23 protein-coding genes and 1 tRNA gene are annotated in these 20,125 nt (G+C 52.9%); 15 read left to right on the plus strand and 9 right to left on the minus strand.

The annotated features are described in order from the left end of the window. The 6 genes from DL239_RS21540 to DL239_RS20190 all read left to right on the plus strand — a co-directional run. A partial coding sequence (locus tag DL239_RS21540) for a hypothetical protein (protein WP_206188564.1) occupies positions 1–259 on the plus strand: 259 nt, incomplete at its 5' end. A gap of 161 nt (positions 260–420) precedes the next feature. Further along, positions 421–1,611, plus strand: coding sequence for a trans-sulfuration enzyme family protein (locus tag DL239_RS20170; protein ID WP_167685902.1), 1,191 nt, complete (start codon positions 421–423; stop codon positions 1,609–1,611). Positions 1,612–2,137: 526 nt separating this feature from the next. After that, positions 2,138–3,259, plus strand: coding sequence for a 3,4-dihydroxy-2-butanone-4-phosphate synthase (ribB, locus tag DL239_RS20175; protein ID WP_167685903.1), 1,122 nt, complete (start codon positions 2,138–2,140; stop codon positions 3,257–3,259). 1 nt (position 3,260) lies between these two features. Continuing rightward, positions 3,261–3,812, plus strand: coding sequence for a 6,7-dimethyl-8-ribityllumazine synthase (locus tag DL239_RS20180; RefSeq protein ID WP_167685904.1), 552 nt, complete (start codon positions 3,261–3,263; stop codon positions 3,810–3,812). Further along, positions 3,809–4,303, plus strand: a complete 495-nt coding sequence (gene nusB, locus DL239_RS20185; RefSeq protein WP_167685905.1) for a transcription antitermination factor NusB — start codon at positions 3,809–3,811, stop codon at positions 4,301–4,303. The genes DL239_RS20180 and nusB overlap by 4 nt, the downstream gene beginning before the upstream one ends. A 409-nt stretch (positions 4,304–4,712) precedes the next feature. Next, complete coding sequence (locus tag DL239_RS20190; RefSeq protein WP_167685906.1) at positions 4,713–6,968, plus strand: tetratricopeptide repeat protein; 2,256 nt, start codon at positions 4,713–4,715, stop codon at positions 6,966–6,968. Between the two features lie 84 nt (positions 6,969–7,052). Here DL239_RS20190 and DL239_RS20195 read toward each other — a convergent pair whose 3' ends face one another. Then, positions 7,053–8,594 (minus strand): adenylate/guanylate cyclase domain-containing protein, encoded by a 1,542-nt coding sequence (locus DL239_RS20195; RefSeq protein ID WP_369410600.1) that lies wholly within the window; start codon positions 8,592–8,594, stop codon positions 7,053–7,055. A 230-nt stretch (positions 8,595–8,824) separates the two neighbouring features. On the opposite strand from DL239_RS20195, the gene DL239_RS20200 reads away from it, so the two are divergent. Both DL239_RS20200 and DL239_RS20205 read left to right on the plus strand, forming a co-directional pair. Beyond that, positions 8,825–9,142 (plus strand): hypothetical protein, encoded by a 318-nt coding sequence (locus tag DL239_RS20200; RefSeq protein WP_167685908.1) that lies wholly within the window; start codon positions 8,825–8,827, stop codon positions 9,140–9,142. 163 nt (positions 9,143–9,305) lie between these two features. Next, positions 9,306–9,647 carry a hypothetical protein gene (locus DL239_RS20205; protein WP_167685909.1) on the plus strand — a complete coding sequence of 114 codons (342 nt, stop codon included), beginning with the start codon at positions 9,306–9,308 and terminating at the stop codon, positions 9,645–9,647. Between the two features lie 38 nt (positions 9,648–9,685). On the opposite strand, the gene DL239_RS21945 is transcribed toward DL239_RS20205, so the two are convergent. The 4 genes from DL239_RS21945 to DL239_RS20225 form a co-directional block, all read right to left on the minus strand. After that, the gene (locus tag DL239_RS21945) at positions 9,686–9,967 is read right to left on the minus strand and encodes a PilZ domain-containing protein (protein WP_167685910.1); all 282 of its coding nucleotides are present in this window, start codon (positions 9,965–9,967) and stop codon (positions 9,686–9,688) included. A gap of 210 nt (positions 9,968–10,177) precedes the next feature. Further along, positions 10,178–11,677, minus strand: a complete 1,500-nt coding sequence (locus DL239_RS20215) for an FAD-dependent oxidoreductase (RefSeq protein ID WP_167685911.1) — start codon at positions 11,675–11,677, stop codon at positions 10,178–10,180. Between the two features lie 454 nt (positions 11,678–12,131). Then, the gene (locus tag DL239_RS20220) at positions 12,132–12,554 is read right to left on the minus strand and encodes an SRPBCC family protein (RefSeq protein WP_167685912.1); all 423 of its coding nucleotides are present in this window, start codon (positions 12,552–12,554) and stop codon (positions 12,132–12,134) included. Further along, on the minus strand, positions 12,551–12,862 hold the full coding sequence (locus DL239_RS20225) for an ArsR/SmtB family transcription factor (protein WP_167685913.1): 312 nt from the start codon (positions 12,860–12,862) through the stop codon (positions 12,551–12,553). Before DL239_RS20225 ends, DL239_RS20220 begins: the two co-directional genes overlap by 4 nt. A 119-nt stretch (positions 12,863–12,981) precedes the next feature. Between DL239_RS20225 and DL239_RS20230 the strand changes: the two genes are divergently transcribed. Then, a complete protein-coding gene (locus tag DL239_RS20230; RefSeq protein ID WP_167685914.1) occupies positions 12,982–13,455 on the plus strand; it encodes an MmcB family DNA repair protein in 474 nt (157 codons plus the stop codon). Positions 13,456–13,718: 263 nt separating this feature from the next. Then, positions 13,719–14,123, plus strand: coding sequence for a rhodanese-like domain-containing protein (locus DL239_RS20235; protein WP_167685915.1), 405 nt, complete (start codon positions 13,719–13,721; stop codon positions 14,121–14,123). Positions 14,124–14,328: 205 nt separating this feature from the next. Here DL239_RS20235 and DL239_RS20240 read toward each other — a convergent pair whose 3' ends face one another. Beyond that, positions 14,329–14,754, minus strand: a complete 426-nt coding sequence (locus tag DL239_RS20240) for a GFA family protein (protein ID WP_167685916.1) — start codon at positions 14,752–14,754, stop codon at positions 14,329–14,331. A gap of 80 nt (positions 14,755–14,834) precedes the next feature. Beyond that, positions 14,835–15,023, minus strand: coding sequence for a DUF6324 family protein (locus DL239_RS20245; protein ID WP_167685917.1), 189 nt, complete (start codon positions 15,021–15,023; stop codon positions 14,835–14,837). An 87-nt stretch (positions 15,024–15,110) separates the two neighbouring features. Between DL239_RS20245 and DL239_RS20250 the strand changes: the two genes are divergently transcribed. Both DL239_RS20250 and DL239_RS20255 read left to right on the plus strand, forming a co-directional pair. After that, a complete protein-coding gene (locus tag DL239_RS20250) occupies positions 15,111–15,593 on the plus strand; it encodes a GNAT family N-acetyltransferase (RefSeq protein ID WP_167685918.1) in 483 nt (160 codons plus the stop codon). A 43-nt stretch (positions 15,594–15,636) separates the two neighbouring features. Next, a tRNA-His gene (locus DL239_RS20255) sits at positions 15,637–15,713 on the plus strand. An 86-nt stretch (positions 15,714–15,799) separates the two neighbouring features. Here the strand turns inward: DL239_RS20255 and DL239_RS20260 are convergent. Beyond that, the gene (locus DL239_RS20260; protein ID WP_167685919.1) at positions 15,800–17,029 is read right to left on the minus strand and encodes a site-specific integrase; all 1,230 of its coding nucleotides are present in this window, start codon (positions 17,027–17,029) and stop codon (positions 15,800–15,802) included. After that, positions 17,019–17,267, minus strand: a complete 249-nt coding sequence (locus DL239_RS20265; protein ID WP_240932092.1) for a hypothetical protein — start codon at positions 17,265–17,267, stop codon at positions 17,019–17,021. Before DL239_RS20265 ends, DL239_RS20260 begins: the two co-directional genes overlap by 11 nt. Positions 17,268–17,559: 292 nt before the next feature. Between DL239_RS20265 and DL239_RS20270 the strand changes: the two genes are divergently transcribed. The 3 genes from DL239_RS20270 (at position 17,560) to DL239_RS20280 (ending at position 20,037) form a co-directional block, all read left to right on the plus strand. Continuing rightward, the gene (locus DL239_RS20270; RefSeq protein ID WP_167685921.1) at positions 17,560–17,871 is read left to right on the plus strand and encodes a hypothetical protein; all 312 of its coding nucleotides are present in this window, start codon (positions 17,560–17,562) and stop codon (positions 17,869–17,871) included. Positions 17,872–18,498: 627 nt separating this feature from the next. Continuing rightward, positions 18,499–18,909, plus strand: a complete 411-nt coding sequence (locus tag DL239_RS21950; protein ID WP_369410601.1) for a DnaB-like helicase N-terminal domain-containing protein — start codon at positions 18,499–18,501, stop codon at positions 18,907–18,909. Between the two features lie 117 nt (positions 18,910–19,026). Beyond that, positions 19,027–20,037 (plus strand): AAA family ATPase, encoded by a 1,011-nt coding sequence (locus DL239_RS20280; protein ID WP_167685923.1) that lies wholly within the window; start codon positions 19,027–19,029, stop codon positions 20,035–20,037. Positions 20,038–20,125 lie beyond the last annotated feature (88 nt).

The raw sequence follows: 20,125 nt of genomic DNA on the forward strand, positions 1-20,125 counted from the left end.
TCTTGTAAGTCGTCGGTGTCCACCTGCTCATGAACCCCAACTATCACGCTGGATTCATACAGTGAATCCCATCAACCGATTTGTGCAACAAAGCCGCCCGGATGATTCATGTGAGTTGATTTATGCGCGCAAAGCCGAATACCCGAAATTTAGCGGTGGTTTGTTTAAGCATGTGTACAGCTATTTCTGGAGTGTAAGTGGAGACGAAGTAATGGGCGTAATGAACATTAGCACACTATTCTCCGCTGATATTTTATAGAGATTTGGATCGACGTTAGTCTCACTTGCTGCAGGGCCTTCCTTCCTTCAGCTCAACCAGTCAAATAAACGTAACAACTTCAAACCCTCGCACATTGTCAGCCCCCGAGACATGTGCTCAAGTGCCCCTCGCTCACGACGGTACTATTTAGGGGAAACCAATTGACCAAGCGATCCAGCAACCGAGATGCATTTGAAACCCGCGCTATTCATGCGGGGCAAGAACCTGATCCGCTAACCGGAGCAGTGGTGACGCCGATCTATACCGCCAGCACTTTTGTGCAGGACGGAATCGGTGAGAACAAAGGGTTCATGTATTCCCGGTCCGGCAATCCTACCCGTCAGGTGCTTGAGGCTTGCCTTGCTGATCTGGAAGGGGCGGTAACAGCGATTGCCTGCCCAACTGGCCTTTCGGCTGCCTCGACTATTCTGGAGCTGCTGGAGAGCGGCGCCCATGTGGTTGCACACCATGACGTCTACGGTGGTATCTACCGGTTGCTGGAATTGGTGCGCAGTCGTAGTGCCGGGCTGGACGTATCCTTTGTCAATTTCGCAGACCCTGCTGAGGTAGAGGCGGCAGTGCGGCCCGACACAGCTATGCTGTGGTTTGAGACGCCTTCAAATCCGCTGCTCGAAGTGGTCGATATCGAATTTGTCGTCAAACAAGCCCGTCGCGTTGGTGCGTTGACTGTGTGTGACAACACCTTCTGCTCGCCCTATTGCCAACGTCCATTGGAAATGGGCGTAGACATCGTGATGCATTCGGCCACCAAGTTCCTGAATGGCCACTCCGACCTGCTCGCGGGCGTTGCTGCGGTGTCTCCGAACACTGACCCCAAGGTGGCCGAGAAAATCCGCTTTCTGCAAAACTCAACCGGGGCGGTGATGGATCCGATTGCCTGTTCCACTTTGTTGCGTTCACTCAAAACCTTGCCGCTTCGGATGGAGCGTCATGGGTCCAACGCGCAGGCCATTGCTGAATTTCTGGAGCAGAACCAGGACCGGTTTGGTATTTCCAAGCTGATCTACCCTGGTCTGGCCTCACATCCGCAGCATGAGCTGGCCAAGCGTCAGATGAGCAGCTTTGGGGCGATGATTTCGATGGAGGTAGACGGCGGGCAGGCGCGTGCTGACAAGATTGCGCAATCTCTGCGCTTGTTTGCCTATGCGGTCAGCCTGGGTGGGGTAGAAAGCCTTGTGCAGCATCCTGCCAGCATGACCCATGCTATTCTACCGCCTGAACGGCGTCAGAAGCTAGGTGTGACTGACAACCTGCTGCGACTGTCGGTCGGTGTCGAACATGTCGATGACCTGATTGCAGATCTGGAAAGCGTTCTAAGCGGGATCGAGTAACTGACCGTTGCGGACCGAGCGCACGCCCAGTTGAGACGGGTTTAACTGGGGTGTGGCAAAGTGCCCACCAATCGCGATTACAGCCGGGACTATCACCCCCGGTATAGGAAACAGGGCCCCGGGTTGCGCCGGGGCGCATCTGATCAGGATCACGCGCGGGTGGCCATGCCTCCCGTCCGCCTCCGTTCTGGCGACGTCGCCATTTTAATCTGACGACATGACACATCCGAACAGTGTTAAGAACCGGCAGGGCAGGGGCCTTGCCGGGGAATTGGTGCGCGTGCATCCAATTCCCCGGTGGAACGCCGGGCAGCACCCGCCAGCCCCCCAGGCGGGTGCGTTTGCACCCACCTGGGTCGGGCGCTGCCCTATGAGAATAGTAAAGCAGACCTGCGCACAGAGCCTGTGCGACGCCGCGTTTTACACCCGCCATGCCGTTGGCGGGTCTGGCATTTGCCCCTCATCTGCACTATCTGCCCTGTGTACATAAGAGTCTCAGACTTCTGCCCATCGAAAGGCTGCCCCAATGAGCTTTGAAACCCCCGGTCCGGTCGAAACGGATCTGCGCGCTGCGATTAGCCCAATTGAAGAGATTATCGAAGATGCGCGCCAAGGCCGCATGTTCATTCTGGTTGATCACGAAGATCGCGAAAACGAGGGGGATCTGATCATTCCCGCCCAATACGCTGATGCAGCGGCGATCAACTTTATGGCCACTCATGGTCGTGGATTGATCTGTCTGACCCTGCCAGCCGAACGGATCGAAGAGCTGGGCCTGTCGATGATGGCGATGCACAACTCCTCGCGCCACGAGACTGCCTTTACCACCTCGATCGAGGCCCGCGAGGGCGTGACTACAGGGATTTCCGCCGCTGATCGGGCGCTGACCGTGGCCACTGCAATCAACCCGGATCAGGGTGCCGCTGATATTGCCACGCCGGGACACGTGTTCCCGCTGCGTGCGCGCAATGGCGGGGTGCTGGTACGGGCTGGCCATACCGAGGCAGGCTGCGATGTTGCCCGTCTGGCCGGTTGCTATCCGTCGGCAGTGATCTGTGAGATCATGAACGACGACGGGACCATGGCCCATTTGCCCGAGCTGATTGTCTATGCAAAGAAGCATGGTATTAAAATTGGCACGATTTCCGACCTGATCAGCTATCGTTCCCGCAATGACAATCTGGTGGTCGAAACCTCGCAAGAGACAGTCCAATCAGAGTTTGGTGGCGAATGGGACATGCGCCTGTTCACCGACCAGACCCATGGCATCGAACATGTGGTGCTGATCAAGGGCGATATCACCACGCCTGAACCAGTTCTGTGCCGGACACATGCCGTACACGAAGCATCGGATATCCTGGGATTGGGCCCAAAATCACCTGACGAACTACCGCGCGCAATGGAACTGATCGCCGCCGAAGGCCGCGGCGTGGTCTGCTTGTTCCGCCAACCCCGGAATGCGCTGTATGCCGCCGAAGACGAAGGCCCGCGCACCATCAAGCAAACGGGCCTTGGCGCGCAGATCTTGTCCAAGCTTGGGGTGAATGAACTGGTTCTATTAACCGATTCTCCTGAAACGCGTTATGTGGGGTTGGATGCCTATGGGCTGACCATAACCGGCACGCGACCAATTTTGACCGAGGTTTGATATGGCTGCCACTGAAACACATTACACCCTGCCACGACCCGAGTTCACCAAACCGGTGAAGCTGCTGATCGTGGTTGCGCCGTACTACAAGGATATCGCCGACAACCAGATTGCAGGCGCTATTGCCGAGATCGAAGCGGCTGGCGGCAGCTATGATCTGGTCGAAGTGCCAGGTGCATTGGAAGTGCCGACAGCGATTGCCATCGCTGAAAACACATCGAATTTCGATGGTTATGTGGCGCTGGGCTGTGTCATCCGGGGCGAGACAACCCACTATGACACCGTGTGTAACGACAGCAGCCGCGCCATTCAGCTGATGGGGCTGCAAGGACTGTGTATCGGCAATGGCATCCTGACAGTTGAAAACTACGAGCAGGCCGAGGTGCGTGCTGATCCGGCAGCGATGAATAAGGGCGGTGGCGCTGCGGCGGCGGCCTTGCATCTTGTTGCTCTCGGGCGTAAGTGGAGCGCCCAAACCAAGGGCGTCGGCTTTAAGTCCCGCTCTGAGGATATCATCTTGGCCAAATCCAGCATCGGATCCAAAAACGCATGAGCACGTCGGACAGCAAAGGTAGTGCCCCGAACAAGGGCCTCCAGAAACGTCAGAAGAAATCTGCCGCGCGGTTATATGCGGTGCAGGCACTGTTCCAGATGGAGCACAGCGGTCAGACCTTTGACGCGGTGATTGTTGAATTCCTGGATCACCGTTTTGGCGCGCTCTATGACGGCGATGAAATGGCCGAAGGCAATGCCACACTGTTCCGCAAGCTGGTCGAAGATGCCGTCAACCATCAGGCGGTGATTGACCAGATGACCGATCGTGCTCTGGTGGCCAAATGGCCGATTGCGCGGATCGACCCTACTCTGCGCGGGTTGTTCCGCGCGGCCGGTGCCGAGCTGACCCAGTCTGACACTCCGCCAAAGGTGGTGATCACCGAGTACGTTGACGTTGCACGGGCCTTCTTCCCGGAAGGCAAAGAGCCGAAATTCGTCAACGCAGTGCTGGATCATATGGCACATGAGGCCAAACCCGAAGCCTTCTGAGGCACAACAAGATATATCGATAGCTACGCAGGCCTTCCGATGTTCGGGAGGCCTGTTTTGTTTGGGGCCTGACGACCACTCAGCTATTCAGCCTGCGCTTCTCTTAGGGCAGGTTATCGTTTGCCAACAGTCTATTACTGCCCTTGTCGGATTTTTCGAAAAATGAAAATTCTTTGTTAAGAAAGTTGAGTTTAGGTTGAGTCCGTATCGCCTTTAACGGGTTGTGTTGTCTTTATTCTCACGTTGATCGCATACGGAAAATATCGAGATTTCCGTTCAATCGGGATGAGTAGAAATTCATACTTAAAGTGACATATTTTATGGGAAGTTCCGTCGAAAGTACGTTTCGTGAAGCAAAGATTTTTGAGAAAAAGGAGATGCCGCCCAGGCGCTTGGCCTGTACGGCAATGTGCTCGATCAATTTCCAGCAAACGTGCGCGCTAGAAAAGCGATCTCGCGTTTAAGAGCGCTGACTGCTGCTCCAGGGCAATTTTCACTTCGTGACATTGTGCAATGTTATAATCAAGATAACTTTCAACTGGCACTGACCAAGGCGAATGAGCAGTTGTGCTTGTTTCCAGGTACGGAGCAGCTTTGGACTATCCGTGGGGCGTCTGCTTTAACCCTCGGGCAGCTTGAACTTGCAGAGAAGTCTTTTAGGCAATCGGTCAAGTTAAAGCCTGGGGCGTCTAGTTCCCATTCCAACTTGGGAAATGCTTTGGACAAACTAGGCAGACACAGTGAAGCTGTGGAGTGTTTTTCTAAAGCTATGGAAATGTCACCCCCCAATGCCGATCTTATTAGGTCCCGTGCGGGTGCCCACCAAAAAGCAGGGGATCTACAATCTGCGATGTCTGATATTCAGGAGAGCCTTAAGCTCGAACCTGAAAATGCTAAAGCCCTTAGCTTTCTGGGGCAGACCCTGGCAAAATTAGGTGACTTTGAATCTGCGATAGCGGTTCTCGAAGCGTCGCTTCGCTTGGATCCTTCATCGTCAATTGCAAAGTATGATTTAGGGACCGCCTATCTCAAAATCGGAAATGTGAACAAGGCACGGGTTTATGTGGAGCAGTCTGTTGCGAGCAATCCAACATGTGCTTCATCTCTGGTAAATTTAAGTTGGGTGCAGTTTCAAACGAAACAGTATGATGCAGCGGTTAAAAGCAGTTTGGCGGCAATTGCCTTGGATTCCAGAAAAGCGAAGGCATACGAATGCCTTGCTAATGTCCAACAGTATCTTGGTGAGTACGACATGGCAGTTGCGGCCTACTCTGCAGCAACGTTGTTTGACAACACTCTGCATGCGGCTCAGACCCAAAAAATGCATTTTCAGGCCCAGATGTGTGAATGGTCGGCCTATGATGAATTCGAAACGGTTGCTGAAGCTATTGGCATCACTGGAGATCCCGTTGCGCCATGGCCGCTGTTGGGGTTCGAAGATAACCCAGCGCGTCAAAAGGTCCGCTCAGCCAAATATGCAAAGAGTGGAGATGCCAGACGGACGGATCTGAGCGGGTCGGGGGACAGCTCTCGAATTCGAATTGGTTACTTTTCCAGTGACCTATCAAACCACGCAACTTTGTTTTTGCTGAACGGCGTTTTTGAACACCATAATCAAAGCGACTTTGAGATTTTTGTGTATTGCCTGAATGAGCCAAAAGCCAACGAGTATCTAGATAGGTTGGTTCAAAACACTGAACATTTTGTAGATCTCCACATGGCGTCTGACGACGAGATTGTTGAGCGGGCGCGGCAAGATAACTTGGATATTGCCATTGATCTAAAAGGTTACACTCAAGACGCCCGAACAGGGCCGTTCTATGCAGGGGTTGCGCCGATACAAATCAATTACTTGGGTTATCTGGGAACGATGGCAACGTCATGTATGGATTACATGATCGCCGACCCCGTGGTGGTGCCCCCAGAACAGCGTGAACACTATTCTGAGAACCTTATTTATCTTCCTGACAGCTATCAGCCGAATGATGATAAAAGGGCAATCTCTCAGGTGGAAGTCACGCGCGCGACTTACGGTCTGTCTGATGACGCCGTCGTTCTGTGCTGTTTCAACGCCAGCTACAAAATTACCCCAACCGAATTTGATATTTGGATGCGCGTGCTATCGTCAGTGCCAAATACTGTTCTTTGGCTTTTGGATACCAATAAATGGGCCAAGGAGAACCTCAAGAAAGCGGCGCGGGACAGGGGCATCGATGACAGTCGGTTGGTTTTCTGTGACCGAGCTGCCTCGGAAGTGCATCTTGCTCGTCACCGGTTGGCCGACATCTTTGTGGATACGTTCAATGTTAACGCTCATACGACCGCAAGTGATGCGCTGTGGTCCGGGCTTCCCGTTGTGACCAAGGTCGGATCGCAATTCGCCGCACGTGTTGCCGCTAGCCTTTTGAACGCGGTGGATATGGCTGATTTGGTTGTCGAGACTGCGCAGCAGTACGAGGAAATGATCACCAACCTTGCGAGCGACAAATCGGCATTGGCAAAGGTCAAGGCACGCCTGCAGTCAAATCTGAAAACCGCACCTCTCTATGACACCGCCGCATATACCCGGCACCTCGAAGAGGGTTACCGAAAGGTCTATCAGACTTGGAAGCAGGGCGAGGCGAAGCAGGATGTTCACGTGGAAACTACAGTGAATACCGTTTAAAACAACGCGATTAGAAGCTCTCCGCAGCTTAGGGGAGAGCTTCATATGCCGGAAAAAGGCGAGGAGGTGGTTGTCCGGTTGGGCCTACAACCGATCTTTCAGCAGCTTTTCCAACTTACCCCGCGTCTCGTCATCAAGCTGATCTAGGTGAACAGTCATGCTGCGCCCATCAGCTGTTGTTTCGCTTAGCGGCGCGCGGTTGCGGCCGGGTTCCACGGCATATGGGATAACCTCACGGGCAATTCCTTTGAACCTTTCCGGCGGCAGCTGCCGGGCCTCCACGATGTCGCGTACATGGGCGTAGGTTTCATAGCTCATCACGATACCGCCGGGCTCGGCCGAGGCCTCTAGCCGGGCTGCCAAGTTCGCCTCGGCGCCGATGATGGTATAGTCCATCCGCAGTTCTGAGCCAAAGTTGCCGACGTTACAGTACCCGGTGTTAATGCCGATGCGGGCGCGAAACGGATGCTCGATACCTTTGGCCCGCCACTCACCAGCCAATTCCCCCAGACGCTCTTGCATCTCTAGGGCCATACGGACACAGGCGCGGGCGTCTTCTGCGGTGCCTTTGGTTTCAGGGTCGCCAAAGAAGGCAACAATGGCATCACCAATGAATTTGTCGATGGTGGCGCCGTGCTTTTCGGCAATCAATGACATCTCGGTGAAATAGGAATTTAGCAGCTCCGTCAGCTCTTCGGGTTGCAGGCTTTCAGTGGTCTGGGTGAAGTCCTTGATATCCGAGAAGAACACAGTCAGCTTTTTGCGTTCGGTGGAAATCGAGGCGTCTTTCTCTCCCGAAAAGATCGACTTGTAGACCTGTGGCGACAGATAGCGCGAGATCTTCATGGAAATGCCAGCCAGAAAATCATTGTTCTCGGCCAACTCGGCGCTTTGGGTCTTTAGTTTTGATGCAACACGCAACTGGTGGCGTGAAAACAGGATGCCAAAGGTGCCAGCGGCGATCATGTAGAGGATCAGGTATTTGAACGTCATAAGGTTTGAAAATATTGGCTGACGTACAGTGAACGACTGCAATCCACGAACATCCCCCTCTTGCCAATCTGTTTTGGGACTGTCTGGGTGGCTGTTGTGACAGGCGACGCAGCTGTCTTGCATGATCACCGGGGTGACCATCGAAACGGCGTGGTCCCATGGGCTGTCATCGGCCTTTAGGAACATCCGGTTTTCCGGGTGCCCATTTCGGAACTCGCTCAGGGCACGGTTTTCTCCGGCGGTTAATTCGTTTGGTTCGCGGCCGGGAAACGGAAAGTCCGAAATAAAGCGGTATTCAACGTTGAAGCCTCTGGTGCCCTGATCCGCGTTGATCAACTCGCCCAGCTCGATCGCCAGAGTAGCGGGGATTGGAATGGCACCGTCAATTGCGTGATAGTCATGGCTTGCGACGGTTGGATTGTCCGCTGACAGCCTGCTGATAACATTGTCTGAGTAGTACCCCCGCAAATTGCTCATGACCGAGTCGAGCGCAGTCGTCTGTCTGCGGATGCTTTGATCAGTTATCGCCATGACGTCACGCCAAACGGCTAGGGGCAGGGCAAGAATGGCGATGGTCATCAGAATAGGGATAAGTCGGGGATATCGGAGGAGCACCTGGCTAATTCGTTTCACAAAATATCTCTCTTTCAATCCTTCCGCGCCATGGCGGTTCTGCCAGTGCGGGTAATTAAATCTGTTCAGCCATCACAGAGTGTTCTTTATTGACACGATTAAGCAAGAAATTGCCTGTAGACCTGTGGAGTATAACGCGAAGTGCGACATATTCCGTCGAAACGCCCAAAAACATTGGAACAGGGCAGGGATAGTGTTAGTCTGCGCGCGTAACAGAGGAGACACCATAGATGCCCAAACTGATACAGCTTTACATCCGGAACGTGATCATTGGTTTTGCGATTGCTGCGGCTTTCGTCGCGATGCTGTTGTGGTTTAACGTGATGGGCTTGTGGCATCTGGTCAGCACCAACAGTGATGGGTTGCTAGCGCTGTTTATCCTGTGGTTCATGAATGGCATCGTATTTGCCGGCGTGCAGTTTGGTTGGTCAGTGATGGCATTGGCTGAAAAAGACAGCGGCCCACGTGGTGGCTCTCCGGTCACGCGAGAGTTCCTGGCTATTCCGGTGCCCGTTGAAAAGCCCAAGGGCCCAATGCACCGCCGCTGATAGTCGGCATCCAGAATTTTGAAGCCGCGCTGTTCAATCTGATAGCGCGGTTTATTGCATCCAATGCTGCCCCTTGCATGCGTCGGCTGATTTTGCTCCGCATGGACAAATTGCAAGGAAACCACTATTCAATTGGGGCTATCAATCAACTCGGCAGGAGGGGATGACAGTGCCAGCACGCGCCGAAAGGCTTTATCTATACCCTGATTTGCATGTGGATCGCCCGGCTGAGACTGGTCAGATCCTTGATTTCCCAGTGTGGTGGGATCGTCGCGCGTTCTTTAGCCAGTTTGAGAAACGAACTGTCGATTGCAGTAATCCAATGGACGACAAATCCGCCTATCTATTGTTTGTTGATGAAGCCGTGGCGTTTGACAAAGAATGCTTGGCAGAAAGGCTGAACGCCGGAACGGTAGGGCCACACATTTACGATCGGCAAGCAGAGCTGATCGCTGCCTTGCGCCGCAGTAAGTGGGTCATTGTCGAATCCTATGAGTGGGGATAATCGCCGTTCACTGTTGGCCAGTTTCCCCGATATTCAGACTAAACCGGATAGCTGCCTATTTTCTTGAAATACGCGTTGAGAACAGGTCTAGCACTCGTTTTGGATAGAAACCTTAGACCCAATTTCCTATTCTTTTGCCACCGAACAGCGATGTCGAAAACGCCGATATCTTGGACAGAAACTTTTGTTAAGAGTTTTGAGTTGAAGGCTTGATCGTCGTCCGGCAACTCAACACCCAGACCGGAATAGCTGATGTTGAATGTGGTTGTCTGCACCTCACATTCAGGGAGGATTAGAGTGCAGGTTTTGACCAACGACATGCGGGCTTCCGTATGTATTGGACCGCGAAAAAAAGACTTGGGCGGGTTCACTGATTATCCTCTTGAACAGGGTCTTCATCTTTACTGAAATTCAGGCAGATCTAGCGAGAAAAGCTCTAGTACGCATTGGCGTTTTTTGCCGCAGTGCAGCATTTATTGGTTGGCTGATCCCGCAAGTCAATTCATTTCCGCCGTAGATTTACACGTGGTTTACACTGAAGTTGGTCTGCGGCGCGCTTTCTCCAAGTGAAGCTGGTACCTTTGAATTTCGGCGTCAACTCGGGATGTTGACCACCCCAAATAGGGCGCCGCAATTTCTGCGATTGAGCGTGCTTGTCCGATACCCTGATCTGGCTCCCACCCCAAACCTAACCTCCGCATTAGAAGGTCCGTTAGACTGCCGGGCATCTCTTCCCGAACGCAGCGTTCAATCTCGGTGGCTGGAATGCTGGCCACCTCGCGTTGATCGGATGCCACCTGGACGCCTTGATAGACGGGGCATTGCGGTGTGCCGGCGGGTGACCGACGGCCACTGATCGACTTGACCAGTTGTCGCGCAACACGCCGGTGGGTCATGATAGGTCCACCAGTTAGCGTCAGAAAATCGGGTAAACCATCACGGGCAAGATCATGAATCTTGATTTCGCGACTTCCCATTGGCTCTTCTGGATCGCTCGTCAATGGATTGACGCCTGCCCAAGAATACAAAATATCATGTCTCGATACGGCAAGTTTTGGTAGGCAGCGGTTGGTTTCAGCAATCATCCATTCGATTTCTTGATCAGATGCGGAAACGCCTGCGATGTCGCCGGTAAAAGGCGTGCGCGTCAAACCGACGTAGTGAACACCGCGAAACGGTAAGCAGTAAAGCGGTTCGCCCAAGCTATTATAGGTGAACACTCCCCAGTCGTTGAATTCCTCTGGCAGGCGCAACGCAATGTGAACACCCTTCATCCCGGTACATTTTGGCGGAGCATTGGAGCCCGTTTTTTGAATAAGATCATCAACCCAGGCGCCAGCAAGGTTGAGAACCAAATCTGTAGTGACACTGGCAGATCCACCGTCTTTATTGGCCGCTTGCAGGGTCATACGCCAGCGGGCACCCTGATTCTGTTGCTTCAGGTCCACAACCCGTGTGTAGTTGCGGACTATCGCTCCCATTCGCCGCGCATCAAAAACTGCGTCCAGCGCAATGCGCTCTGGCCAATCAAAGATGTACTCACGAAAAACCGCAACACTGCGCAGTTTGTGCGGATCGCGCAACCAGGGGGTAACCGGCACTTCGGCTTGGTTTTTCTGGCTGTATTTTCGGTAGTCCAGAGGCACGCCTCTTGGGCTTGTCAGTCGCAACGCTGCAAATGCAGCATCCATTTGCCAAGGGGAATATTGATCATCGTTATAGATTGGTACGCAGAAGTTGATCGGTTTTACACGATCAGGAATTGTACGGACAATTTCGTCTCTCGCCAGCATATCGTCGCGGACTGTCTTCATTGACTTGGCCAGGCGGTCAGGACGGAGCAGGGATTGCCAGAAATTGGTTCCCGTTGCCAAGTGCCGCAATCCACAATGAAGCAGGCGACTGGACCGGCTGGTTGCCCCGTTGGCAAAGTCACCCTGATCTACCAGCATTACACGATATCCGGCGGCGCTGAGGTGCTGTGCGGCGCTGGCACCGTTTATCCCAGCGCCAATAATGGCAATTTCCACATGCGTCTGATCAAGGCTTGATAAGTCGAACGCTGGCAATTTAGAACCTCATGTCGCGATGGGTGTCACCGCCACACTATTTTGCGGACCTCAAAACGCAACGATTTTTGCATTCTTTTGCGAATGCCACAGGTCGCAGCCGCCATTGAGCCATTGATATATGATGATATCTCACTCAACTTGTGAATGACTGTTGCAGGTGTTTGGTTCATTACAGGAGCCGGGCAAGTGCGGGGCTAAGATGTAAGTGTGGCGGGACCACCAGAGTTCAACCGTCAGGCTTTTGATTCCCGAGGACCTGTATGTACAGGTGGGCGCCAGGTAATTGGACCAGGATCCAAACAGAGCCAGCTCCCTTGGAAATGCTTAAGGCCACTGGAATGCTAGCCTGTCACGAGAGGGGCAGAACCCGCCACGCCCCTACTTAGGCGCTGGCGGGGGCTACGACAAGGGGTCAGGCGGTAACTTCGTGCACAGAGGCGCGCATGCGGGAAATGTGATCATCCCAGCCTTTGTCTAGGGCCAGCATCAGATCAAAGGCCTCGGCGTGTCGTGGCAAGCCTGAGTGTTCCAGCGACAGGCGGGTGCCACCGGCCACTGGGGACAATGTCCACTTTACCGTACTTACCGCGTCGCCCATCGGTTTCACGGTGAAAGTATACTCCAGATATTCCGGCGGCTGGGCAATCTTGACCTCTCCCCAGATCAGCTTGTCACCGCTTTCGGTGCCATACATTGACAGCTCTTCGCCTTGCTTCAGCGGTGTCTTGGGGGCGTGGAACCATTTTGCCAGTTTGTCAGGCTCAGTTAGATACTCCCAAACCACGGCGGGCTCGGCCTTTAGGTAAATAGATTTGTTCAGGGTCAGGTCACTCATTGTATTTCCTTTTCAATAAGGGTTTTCAGGGCGCCAAGACGGTCATCCCAGAAACTGTCAAAGAAGCTGAGCCAGTCGAGAACTGGCGCCATGCCGGTGGGGTTGAAAGAATTGAGCCGCTCGCGGCCTTGAGTGCGGACCTGGATCAGGTTGCCCTCTGCCAAGATGGTCAGATGCTTCTTGACCGCAGGGCGGGTGATGTCGAACTGGTCTGACACCTCGGCAATGGTCATGTCGCGGGTGGTCAGCATTTGCAGAATGTCGCGTCGCGTGGGGTCGGCCAGCGCACGAAAGGTGAGTTGGGTCATGGTGGGCCTCGGATCGAAATGAAACCATTTGGTGTCTTAATTGTTATGATACCTTTTGGTATCACGTCAAGGGTTAATCTGCGCTTGCATTTTGTTCCTGTATTGTTCACATTTTGAAAATGACACCTGACCTGCAACCCGGACAAAAACTCGCCCGTGGCGTGGCGCGCTATCTGCGCAACCTAGGCTATGCCTCGCTGGAAGAATTTGTACCCGCACGCGGGTTGCGAGTGGATGTGATTGCACTTGGCCCCAAAGGGGAGCTGTGGGTAATCGAATGCAAATCCAGCCGCGCCGATTTTCAAACCGACCAGAAATGGCAGGGCTACCTGGAGTGGTGCGACCGCTATTTCTGGGCGGTGGACATGGAGTTCCCGACCGAGTTACTGCCAGATGGCACGGGGTTGATCATCGCCGACGCATATGACGCTGAGATTATTCGGATGCCAGATGAGGACAAACTGGCCCCGGCGCGCCGTAAGAAATTGACCCAAAAGTTCGCGCGGGATGCTGCGCGACGGCTGCTGAGCCTACGTGATCCGCGCGTAGGCAAAGATGGCGAGCTGTTTGGAGAGAGTAGAGACAGCGAGTAAGATCAATGTCGGTAACAGCGCATAAGCTTCCACAAGAAACAGTTTCAAATTTTTACGTCAGGCGACGCGCATCTGGCTCTGTTCACTGCGCCTATGTTGTTGTTTTTTGTGTACTTGAGGACGCGTGAACGAGCCAGAAAGCCTCGGCCCGCCATGTATGAAAGATCAACTTCGACACATCTTACAGGTCAGGTTTACAGGAATTTAAGCTAGCAATCGCATTCCCGCCCGTTCGAGCAGACACAAGGTCGATAGGAACCAGAATGAAAATCATAACTAGCTTAGTAACCGCATCCCTTCTTGTGGCAAACATTGCCATGGCAGAAACTTCACCGGCCAGCGTTGATGGTGCCAGCACAGTCTCCATCGAAGTCGCAGCTGATCTGTTTGCCGATGGTGCGCAGTTTATTGATGTCCGCAAGCCTTCTGACGTTGAAGATGGCCGTATTGCGGGGGCTGTTCATTTGGACTCCAAAACGGAGCTGACTGAAGAAGCGCTGGCTGAACATGTCGCCACAACTGAACCAGTGGTATTTTACTGCAACGGACATTCATGCCTGCGCTCAGCCGCCGCTGCTGAAATGGCTGTGTCCTGGGGATACACGTCCGTCCACTATCTTCGTGATGGGTTCCCAGAGTGGGAAGCGTTTGGTCTGCCGATTGAGTGATCTAGGTCGGCAGTATCACAGACCATTCAACACGATGTCCCTATTCGTGTAATGCACGCCGTTGAATATTGTGAGCATTTGGCAAAGGCATCTCTGCTAACTGCCGCAAATAGCCAACTGCAAGAACGCTCTGTCGATCAGGGCGTTCAGAACCTCAGCCGCAACATGACGGTCGAGGTTTGATCAAGCAGCGGGATGGAGAATGTCAGTCTGGCGGTGCCCATTCAGGTTGGGTGTCAAAACTCATGACATCCGCATCTACCTGATCCCAATGGGGTTTGTCCCGCTCAAAAACCACAACTTGGATTTCAAGCTCGTCACTGTTGTCCATCGTGCCAAGCGTGAAGGTCATGTGATCTGATGTCTTGGTGTTCGTACCGTAGATTGGGCTGCTGCATTTCGGGCAAAAGCCTTTGGTCACTTCAGAGCCACTGGCAGACGTATACCTGTACTGTGCTACGTCACCAGACAAGCTGACTTTAGAGACTGGGAACATTGCGCCAGTGCTATGTCCGGCACCGCTAGTGCGCCGGCATTCCTCACAGTGGCATCGTGCGACAACAACAGGTGATCCTGTCGCTGTGTATGACACTGCGCCACAAAGGCATTTTCCAGTAATTACTTTTGTCATGAAGGCGATACTAGAAACGCTGGTCGGCGGTGCAAGTCTTTAGCCGTTCAAGTTTTGGTCATATAGGGGCTGATAACAACCTAGCCCTTGACCAATCGCGCGGCCTGCGCAGCGGCGCGGATCTCTTCGGCAATCTCTTCGGCTTCTTCTGGATCGAAATCCATTGGGATCTCAACACCGTCGGCCTCGACGAACAGGCGTACCATGCCGGTATCGGTCGGGCCGATTTGCATGTTTGCTTCGATATCGCGTTCGCTGTTGATACCCATTTTGCACTCCTGAAGATCTGATGGCTGAATGCAGGTGCTACCGTGCGTGCTATTGAAACGCAAGCAGGGTTCGGTGTTTGATAGCACATGGTTGATGTGAGTTTACGCCGATTCGTTGCAGGCGACATGCACTGGCTGGCCGCGCGTCACCAGGATTTGTATTCTCGTGAAGAAGGCTTTGATGCCAGCTATGGCCAGCTGATCGCCGGGGTGCTGCATGATTTTTGCAGCGACCATGATCCGATGTGCGAAAAAGGCTGGGTTGCCACCAAGGATACACAGCGGGTCGGCAGCATTTTCTGTATCAAAGAAAACAGTGAAATCGCCCGGTTACGCCTGTTTTTCTTGACGCCAGAGGCCCGGGGGCAGGGGTTGGGCCAGCGATTGTTACGTGACTGCATGGGATTTTCACGGCAGGCCGGGTACCGCGAAATGGTGCTGCACACCCATAAAAGCAGGCGTTCCAGTGGGTCACTCTACAAGGCGTTTGGCTGGCAGATGACCGAAACCAAACCGGTATTTTCCTACGGTGTAAATTTGATCGAACAAACTTGGCGTGTTATGCTCTAAGCCCCTTGCAATTGCCCGAGGGGTTGGCTAAATCGCCCTCAGTGCCGCCATAGCTCAGTAGGTTAGAGCGCCTGATTGTGGATCAGGAGGTCCCCCGTTCGAGCCGGGGTGGTGGTACCACAAAAACAATGACTTAGCGTTTTTCCAATTTCGAGTTGGAACATTGTTGGAACAAAAGTTGGAACGTTTGTTCATGTTGCGTCCAACTACTTCCCAGTATTGCGAAGACGAACAACGTTATTTGCGCTTTGACTTCTGCCCCGAGAGTACCTGTCTGTAGTAGACATTTCCTTGTGTTGACCTGCATCGCGCAGCTCATATGGATTGGCCCCAAGAGATTTTGCCTCTGTCATGGCTCCAGCTCGTAAGTCCATCATCCATAGCTCTTTAGGCAACCCTTCCTGCTTACGTAGCCTTGCCCAGGCTTGAGACCATCCGCTCGAAGTGTAGGGAAAGCCTCCGCTCCTTTGTGCGAGAATCACTGGCCCCATCCGTCCGTCGGGCCGGATGCGAAGAAGTCGGGATTGGATCTCCGGAATGGCGGTAAGGTCGAACTCATAAGGCTCAGGCAATGACTTCCTCGTTTTGGAAATCAATTTGGTCATGGTGGTAAGCCCAGCGTCGAACATGTCCCAAGTCAATCCGTCCTGCCAGCGCTTGCCGTTACGGATGACGCCACCTTCGGTCTCGTCTGTTTCTAGCCATTGTCCCCGAACGTCCACGGCGCGCAGCGCAAACTCGTACTGGATCATGATGCCAAGGGCATAGTGCTCCATGCCCTCTAGGTCGGCTGCGGCGACGATCCTGTAGACCTGTTCCCTGGTTGGAAAGACCTGCCGAGCTGCGCTGTTCTGAAAGCGAATTTCCGCCAGAATTTCGGACACTTTTCTTGCCGCTTCGATTTCAAGTGCCTTGCCGTAGCGAGCTACCCGCCGCAGCGTGTTGAAGAAGCGGTGGATATAGGCGACCGATCTGCCTTTATCCGTCATGGCCTTCTGAATCGTTTTGATGACTTCATAGGTCAAGTCTGCGATTTTTGTGTGACCAATTACCTCTTCCAGCTTCTTCATCTGTTCAAGATAGCCAACTTTGGTATTTGCCTTCACCTCCTGAAACGGTGAAAATTCGTCTGTCCGGTACCGGGCAATCAGGTACATCCATGTATCGGGGTCTACCCGAGGCTGGTCATGGGTTTCAGACCAGCGAATTGCTTCTTGGGTCAACTCCCGGCACATCAGGGCGCGCGCGCGCTGGTGTTCGTCGCCTATATGGCCCGCGGGCTCGATCTTCACTTTAGTGATGGCGTATCCAGCCTTCACAAGTTTTCTTGGGCACTTCCAGTGCGCATACCTGCGCTCTGGGTTCTTGCCGCTCCAACTTATGCCTGGGGCATAGAGCGGGTCTGAACCGTCCCACAATGCATCCTTAAATCGCATCTAGGTTCACCTCTGTTGTGATTTGGGCGCCGCCGATGTGCAGAATTTGGTCTGCCACCTGGCGCCGACGGTTTATCCAAGCATCAATGTCGGCTTTGACATAGAGATTCGTGATCCGGTCGACTTTTGGAAAGCCGTTGGTTTCGAGGATTTCACGCTTCTGCTTGAATCTGATTAGGGGCCAGCCAATGCGCGCTGCGGCCCATTTGACGGACCCATTCAGGCTGATTTGGCTCATGGTGGGGTCTCCGGCCATCACACTACCCCATCAATTGCAGCCGCAATCAGAAAGAGGACACCGAGGCCTCCTGATATGAGAGCGGGAACAGCACTGGCATTGTCTGGCGCGAAACAGAAACCCGCCAGACAAAGCATCACGAAAATAAAACCTACGACAGCCATCACTCAAGCCAATGGGTGGGCTGTTCAATGTGTGATCACAAAGCCTTTCGAAACAGTGATTGGCAGTGGCGCGTTCGGCGGCTTCTGAAGGCTGGGTTCGGCGTCGAAGACATCGCAGAAATTCTTAAATGAAAATTGGAAACTGTGCGCCAGGAGGTCAGCATTCTTCGCGAAGATGGCGACCTGGAAAGCATGTTCAGAAACGGGGCAAAATGAGCAGGCATAACTTTGAATCGGCGGTTGCTGAACAGGTCGGTGTCAATGCCGCCGTGATCTATCAAAATTTCAAATTCTGGTGCGAGAAGAACGCCGCCAATGAGAAGCATCATTATGATGAAAAAGTGTGGACTTACAACAGTATGAAGGCATTTGAAACGCTGTTTCCATATGTGTCAAAAAGCCAAATCAGAACCGCCCTAGACAAGCTCGAAACAAGCTAGATGATTGAGGCCGGAAACTACAACCGGGACGCGCGAGATCGGACAAAATGGTATGCGATAACCGACACATTGCATTTGTCAAAAATCGCAATTGCAGTTGTGCCAGATCGCTCACCATTACCAGATAGTAAACCTACAGATATAAAACAAACCCCCATACCCCCAGCGGGGGCTGATGATCTTTTCAAAGCAGCGAATGAAACAGATCAGCAAAACGAAACGCTGGATGCAAGTTTCGAGAGGTTCTGGAGGGTGTGCCAAGAAAAATGGGAAAGCCTGTCGCGTGCAAAGCTTGGGCCAGGGCCGTCCAAAAGAGCTGTCGGATACAATCATAGCAGCCGCGGAGTGATACGGGGCATGGCTGGCGAATGCCAAACCTGGTGATTTCCGGCCTTTACCGAGATATCCGCAAGGATGGTTGAACGATTGCCAGTGGGACAAAATTGCCAGTGCATCTGGATCCGATCAATTTGCTGACCTTACCGCCCGCCAGCGGCGCATGTTGGAAAACGGCAGGGCGCCACCCTCAACGATGAGTGGCGACAGGCTCATCGAAGCCGCTGGGCGCTGGTTGAAGCAATTCGGGTAGGGTGAGGTTAGTCAGGAGATCTAGGGCGCTTCAGCGGCCTGTTATCGCACGAGCCAGAGCAGCAGGTTTTGGGCGCTGTCCTGGCTGTGAACGATCGGTTTCATGAGGTGTCCAGTTTTTTGAAGCCTGAGCATTTTGGCGATCCGGTACATGCAGACATTTGGCAAAACTTGGTTGTTCGAATTTCCAAGGATCACTTGGCCTCTCCAATAACCGTTGCAACAGATCTATCTGCGCACGAAGGTCTGCCAAAACTTGGCGGCAAGAACTATCTGAACAGGCTTGTCTCAGGAAGTATGAGCGGGTTTGACGTGGCTGGTTATGCGCGCATGGTTGTGGATCTGCATGGGCGTCGGCATACTCTATTCCGTTGCACTTCAAGCGGCAGCCGCCGAAATTCGTCGAGGCCGGCGGACACGCGCGTAGGAAACCCAATCGGCCGTCGATAAACACCAGAGAGATCGGTGATCTGAAGACTTCCTACATCAATGGCACTAGACATTTTGCGCACCAGATGTTGCATAGAGGCCCCTAGGCCAGTGTGATTTTTTACATAGGAAAATTAGTTGAAAACTTTCTTACACGGCATTTCGATCCAATTTTACCGAGGTATTGGTCCGGAAAAGCAGCGCATCTTTCCGCTTTCGTCACTGAACTTATTCATAGGTGGGAACAATGCCGGAAAATCCATAATCCTAGATTTTTTACATGAGCAGTTTTCAGTACAAAATTCCGGCCGCACTAATAACCCGAACATAGAATCCGTGGAACAGTATCGTGGGGCCGAGACCGGAAAAATGTCCACGTCGATCTGCATCCCTACTTCCCATTTAAGGGAAGTTGTAGAACAAAAAGTCAGAACCGCTGAAAACCAAATTTCGGTGTGGCAGACGGCTGAACACGCTCTCGGAAAAGTACTGTCGGCTTTGGAAGAAGATGATCACTTGTGGCTAGAGCGCATTCAGGACAAAAATCCATTTGTTTTCGAGCAAAAAGTATCAGGGCACATTTTTAAAAGTCGTCTCGATCAAGACTGCTTGAAAACCCTTTGGCAAATTCTGAAACCAGGATGGTCTGGAGGCAGCCGCCAGGACTGGCTCCAAGATGTGATCGAAAGTCTCGCAGAGCTCGTTCAGCTTGCTACCATTGATCGGCAACTGATCCCTGCGAAACGCCAAATCGGACCGAAGGGTAAGCAACTTAGTGACCTTACGGGTGAAGGTTTGATTGACGAACTTGCAGCACTCCAAAGTCCGGATCACGATGAGCGCGAACGCCGTGAGCTTTTTGACAAGATCAACACCTTCGTTGCAGAAGTCACTGGCAAGCCTGAAGCTAAAATCGAGATCCCCCATGACCGCAACCATATTTTGGTTCACATTGACAACAAAGTTCTCCCGCTTTCATCGCTTGGCACAGGCATCCATGAGGTCATCCTGATCGCTGCCTTCTGCACGATCTACGATGAAATCATGATTTGCATGGAAGAGCCGGAAATTCACTTGCACCCAATTTTGCAGCGTAAGTTGATCCACTACTTGGCAGAAAATACGAGCAACCAGTATTTTATTGTCTGACGTCAGCGCTTATGGGTCCAAATAGCGGTATTTGCTAAGAGAGGGTTTGTTGCTCATCAGTAACCACTGAGGAGTGGACGATGAGAAA

This window comes from Parasedimentitalea denitrificans (genome assembly GCF_011813015.1).
In the GTDB taxonomy this organism is placed as follows: Bacteria; Pseudomonadota; Alphaproteobacteria; order Rhodobacterales; family Rhodobacteraceae; genus Parasedimentitalea; species Parasedimentitalea denitrificans.